At 67.1% G+C, this 4,219-nt stretch carries 4 protein-coding genes; 2 read left to right on the top strand and 2 right to left on the bottom strand.

Annotated features, from left to right (window positions below; genetic code table 11):
• Positions 1–842: 842 nt before the first annotated feature.
• On the bottom strand, positions 843–1,391 hold the full coding sequence (locus HV826_RS36005) for a TetR/AcrR family transcriptional regulator (protein ID WP_407938463.1): 549 nt from the start codon (positions 1,389–1,391) through the stop codon (positions 843–845).
• Positions 1,392–1,565: 174 nt separating this feature from the next.
• Here HV826_RS36005 and HV826_RS36000 point away from each other — a divergent pair, with 174 nt between their 5' ends.
• Both HV826_RS36000 and HV826_RS35995 read left to right on the top strand, forming a co-directional pair.
• On the top strand, positions 1,566–1,928 hold the full coding sequence (locus HV826_RS36000; RefSeq protein ID WP_255208594.1) for a hypothetical protein: 363 nt from the start codon (positions 1,566–1,568) through the stop codon (positions 1,926–1,928).
• An 82-nt stretch (positions 1,929–2,010) separates the two neighbouring features.
• Positions 2,011–3,144: a hypothetical protein gene (locus HV826_RS35995; RefSeq protein ID WP_255208595.1), complete on the top strand. Its 1,134-nt coding sequence runs from the start codon at positions 2,011–2,013 to the stop codon at positions 3,142–3,144.
• Between the two features lie 18 nt (positions 3,145–3,162).
• On the opposite strand, the gene HV826_RS35990 is transcribed toward HV826_RS35995, so the two are convergent.
• The coding region (locus HV826_RS35990; protein WP_255217590.1) for a hypothetical protein at positions 3,163–4,219 on the bottom strand (1,057 nt) is incomplete at its 5' end.

Raw genomic sequence — 4,219 nt, 5'->3', positions numbered from 1 at the left:
AAGATTTGAACCGGCGTCAGCCTCAGGTCCGGCTAAGGAACCTGAAACTCGCTGATTCGTTTCCAGTGCTGCCGGCTGCGCTTCTCAGCGCGACCTGGCTGGCACCGTCTTAAGAAATTGACTGCGGCTTCCGCAATCTAGCTTCTTCTTGGGCTTGCTATTTGGTTTTCAAAGACCGAGTCGCTTGTGCCACCAGCGACTTCCTGCTACCGTCTTCTTCGTTGCTGCCTCGCCGTCTTTTCGTCCGGCGGGGCGTCAGCTTCTATTTCAGTCCGGCGTCTACTGTCAAGCTGCTGTTTTCGCCGTCCTGCTGGCTTCCGGAGTCTTCAGCGCCGCCCAGTGGCTTCCGCTGCTTTCTTCCGGAGGGGCGCGGTTTCTACCGCTTCGCCGCCCTCCCTGTCAACCACTGCTTTTCGCTGCCCCCTCGACGCTTCCGCCCTTTCCGCCGGGCTTCTTCGTCGAGGACGCGGCTTCTACCACCACCGCGTCTCCTGTCAACCCGCTGCGTTGACCACCTTCGTCCGTATTTTCGCGGACGAAGGACGTTCACTGGGACACGGCGTCCAGACCAGGCGTCCGCTCCGCAGCTGTAGTGCTGGTCGGCGGGGACGTGGCGGCCAGAGGGCCGGCGCAGGATGAGCACCTGCTGATGCTGGCCGCCGTCGCGGCCCTGCTGGCGTCGGGCGGCCTGTGCCAGCGGCGTCCGGGGCAGTCGCGGTACAGAGGGGCCTTACGGCCCTCCCTCGGACAGTGCGCCGCCTGGGAGGCGCCCAGGCGGCGCGGCCTCTATCGCAAGCGCGCCGACGCGGCCCTGCCAATTCGCCGCCACTGGGCACGGGCGGTCAGGGAGCGAAGAGGAGCCGTGACGCCTGCTGGACCCAGGCTCTCCGTGTGTCGAGCGTGCCGAAGTCGAGCAGGATGAACTGGTCGAACAGCCGGGGCATCATCGACAGCAGGCTCATGGAGGCCCAGACCTGGGTCAGCGCCATCCGCAGCCGATTCTCCGGAAGGTGCGGCGCCCCCGGAGCCAGCCGCCCGGCCAGTTCGGCCAGGAACGCATTGAGGCGCTGGATGGCGGTGCTGTCGTAGCGCTGATGGGCCAGCGCGTCGTGGAAGTGCGCGTGCGCGATGTACGGGTAGCGCAGCGAGTTGCTCATCAAATCCTCGAGCAGCGTCTCGAACGCCTCGCGAATGCCCTGGCCCTCCAGCCGGAACCGATCAAAGTCCTCCAGGACGTTCCCGAAGGACTGGTCCAGCGTCTGCTCCAGCGCCAGCGCCACCAGCTTCTCCTTGCTCCGGAAGTAGTAGCTGATGGCCGCGCTGTTCACCTGCGCCTCGCGCGCAATCTCCCGGATACCCGTCGCATCGAGCCCATCCCGGCCAATGCACACGATGGTCGCCCGGAGAATGCGCTCCCGGGCCTCCTGCTCGGGCTACGGGGCCCCAAGCACCTGAATATGTTCACTCACGAAGAGGCAGCGCCCCTGCACTGCCAGGCGGCGTCCACGGCGCTGGCGGAAGCGCGCAGGTTCGACTGGCTCTCCGAGAACGTCTGAGGCGCCGCCATGACACCGCTCGTCACGGCCGTCCTCGGAGTCCTGCTCGTGGCCACTGCCGAGGAGGCGCCGGAGGGGCGCTTCAGCATCGTCCCCTTCGTGCTGCCCGCCGCCCAGCCGGAGACGAGCTTCCTCCTGGGCGGCGTGGCCTTCGTCTCCGCGGCGACGGTGGCACGCGGCCCACGCGACTTCGACGCTCGCGACATCAAACCCGCGGATGGCGTGGGCCTGCGCTTCGCACCAATGTCAGACGTGCCCGTCAATATCCTGCTCGATACCGCCTACGGGAACGAACCAGGCTTCTATCTGAACGAGGGCGAAGCCTTCTGGTTCAAGCGAGATACGAACGAAACCGCCCGCAAGGCCGTGTAACGTCGCCCGTCATGCTCGGCCTGGGCCCAGGGGGCGCGTCCAGGACGTGCCGATGCACCTCCATCCGCCCTCGGAGCACACCATGGTCCGCACCAAACGCGTCGCTCGTCATGTCTTCTCCAGGTTGAATCTGGCGCTGCTGCTCACAGGTGCCCTCGCGGGCTGCGGGGGCCCCATGGAGCCGGACCTGTCCGCGCCCGAGCCCGACAGCGCCCTGGACGCCCAGGCCCAGGCGCTGACGTATCCCAACGGCAGCAGCCAGACGGTGGTATCCCGCCGCGTCGTCTACAGGAACGGCTCGGGCGCCTTTCAAGCGGCGGCGGGCTTCGAGCACTTCCGCGCGGCGGGCGCTTTCGACGGCGCGCTCCACAACATCCGCATCGCGGAGGTCGACGCGCCAGGCGTGCGCGAGGCCCTGGTCATCATGTCCGCGGGCCAGAAGATTTCGAGCAGCGGCCACTCCAGCGGTGTCACCGGGCAGTCCTCCAACTGGGATGCGTCCTGTGACGGCGTCTCCTGTCCCAACGTGAGCCTGGACAGCCGTTCGCTGGCCATGAAGCTGCGCGCCCTGGGGTGGTTTCCCAGCGGGAAGACGTACCTGTCCGTCGTCAACGACGCCAACTTCGATCACCTGTTCGACAGCGACACGAAGCAGCGCATCGTGAATGGCTTCTCGGGCTGGCTCCAGGCGCAGGTCCGGCCGGAGACGCGCGCCATCTACCTGGCGGGCAGCTCGCGCGGTGGCTGCTTGATGATGCGCATGGCGCAAGCGCTCCGCGCGAACACTGCGCTGGACGGCATCAACATCTACGTGTCGTCGTTTGACGGCGTGTGCCGCAACAGCCAGGGGGAGCTGGGGACCTTCGACAGCAAGATCAACAACCCCGTGCGCCCCTGGGGCACCTTCTATGGCGCGTGGGCCACGAATCTGACGGCTCAGTTCCCTCGCCGGAACAGGCTCCACATCTTCCACGTCGTGGGGGGGCAGGAAGTCGCTCCCGCCACGGGCATCCGCGCCTTCTCCGGCTACGCGGGCAGCACCCCGCCTTCGAAGGGCACGAACCTCGACTGGGGTTGGTACAAGCAGACCTGGGTGAAGTGGAAGCACAAGGAGATTGGCAATCCCTACTCGGACCCCAGCGCGTCGGACCAGGCGCAGGCGGTGGCGGAGACTGTCGACGCGCACCTGACGTGGCTCGACGCGCGCCTGCCCTGATGGGGGCACCCTCGCGACTCATGGGAATCCGGGCGGCCGACCTTCCTCGGCCGCCCGCAGTCGCGCGCCGGGGTTGAGTTCAAAGGCGAGCCCGAACTGCCACAGCGCCACGGGCTCCAGGAACAAGATGTTGTAATAGTCCTGCCCCTTCACGTACCGCGCGAAGACGCCGAAGCCCGCGCCCCACCAGGGATAGGCGCCGAATTCAGCCTTCCACGTGGCCCGCTGCGCGGGCGTCTCTCCGAAAGGCTGCGACACGGACACTTCCAACGGGAAGCGGTGGTTGCTCCACGTGCGCTGGCCCATGACACCCGCCGCCCAATGCCCATCGCCATACACGACGCGCTGAGAGCGGGTGATGCGGCCAGGGCCAATGGACGTGTTCAGCTCCAAGGCAGCGAATCCGCCTACCAGCCATGCGTTGCGCAGGTCCGGCTCCACGTCAAACGCCAGACGCGCGTGAAGCTCCGTCCGGACGAGGTTCGTGGTGAAGCTGCCGGACACCTCGTTCAGAGGCAGTTGTCCTTCCGACGGCGTGCACCCGGATTCGCCGCGCGTCTGGTTGCTGTAGAAGCACCCGGACTCCCCATTCGAATAATGCGCCGCGATGACGTTGAGCGCGAGCGCCAGGCCCCGCACCGCCGCGCCCTCCGCCCGAGGCTTCGCCAACGGCCGCAGGTGCGCCACCTGGAGCGTCACCTTCGCGATGAAGGACGGCGGGATGACCGGGTCGCTCGCCGTGTCCATGATGCGGAGCTGCACGCCCGGGGTGATGATGAGCGAAAGGAAGTACTCGCCGCCGGGCTGGGTGAAGTCACCTTGATGGAGCTGCGGCAAGAAGAGGTTGGGCGCCACCTTCGCTTCGAAGATGAGCGTCTCGGGCGAGTCGGGCGCCCCTTGACGACGGATGCGATTGGGCGAGTCGAGGATGTAGCTGCGGTCCAGGAAGAGCGGCACTGGCGCGTCGTATTCCACGCGCCACCCGTCCGCGCGGGCGACACCCGCCAGCAACACATACGTTGCCCACAGCAAAGCGGCCCACCCTCGCGGGACTCCGCCCCCTGCCCTCCACGCC

The sequence above is a fragment of the Myxococcus sp. AM010 genome, from assembly GCF_013372585.1.
Taxonomy (GTDB): Bacteria; Myxococcota; Myxococcia; order Myxococcales; family Myxococcaceae; genus Myxococcus; species Myxococcus vastator.
The sequence above is the reverse complement of the archived record's forward strand: the minus strand, read 5'-3'. Positions and strand labels throughout refer to the sequence as shown.

Coding starts and splice junctions, on each gene's coding strand:
- HV826_RS36000 (WP_255208594.1), top strand. CDS start 1,566: ATGACACCGCTCGTCACGGCCGTCCTCGGAGTCCTGCTCGTGGCCACT.
- HV826_RS35995 (WP_255208595.1), top strand. CDS start 2,011: ATGGTCCGCACCAAACGCGTCGCTCGTCATGTCTTCTCCAGGTTGAAT.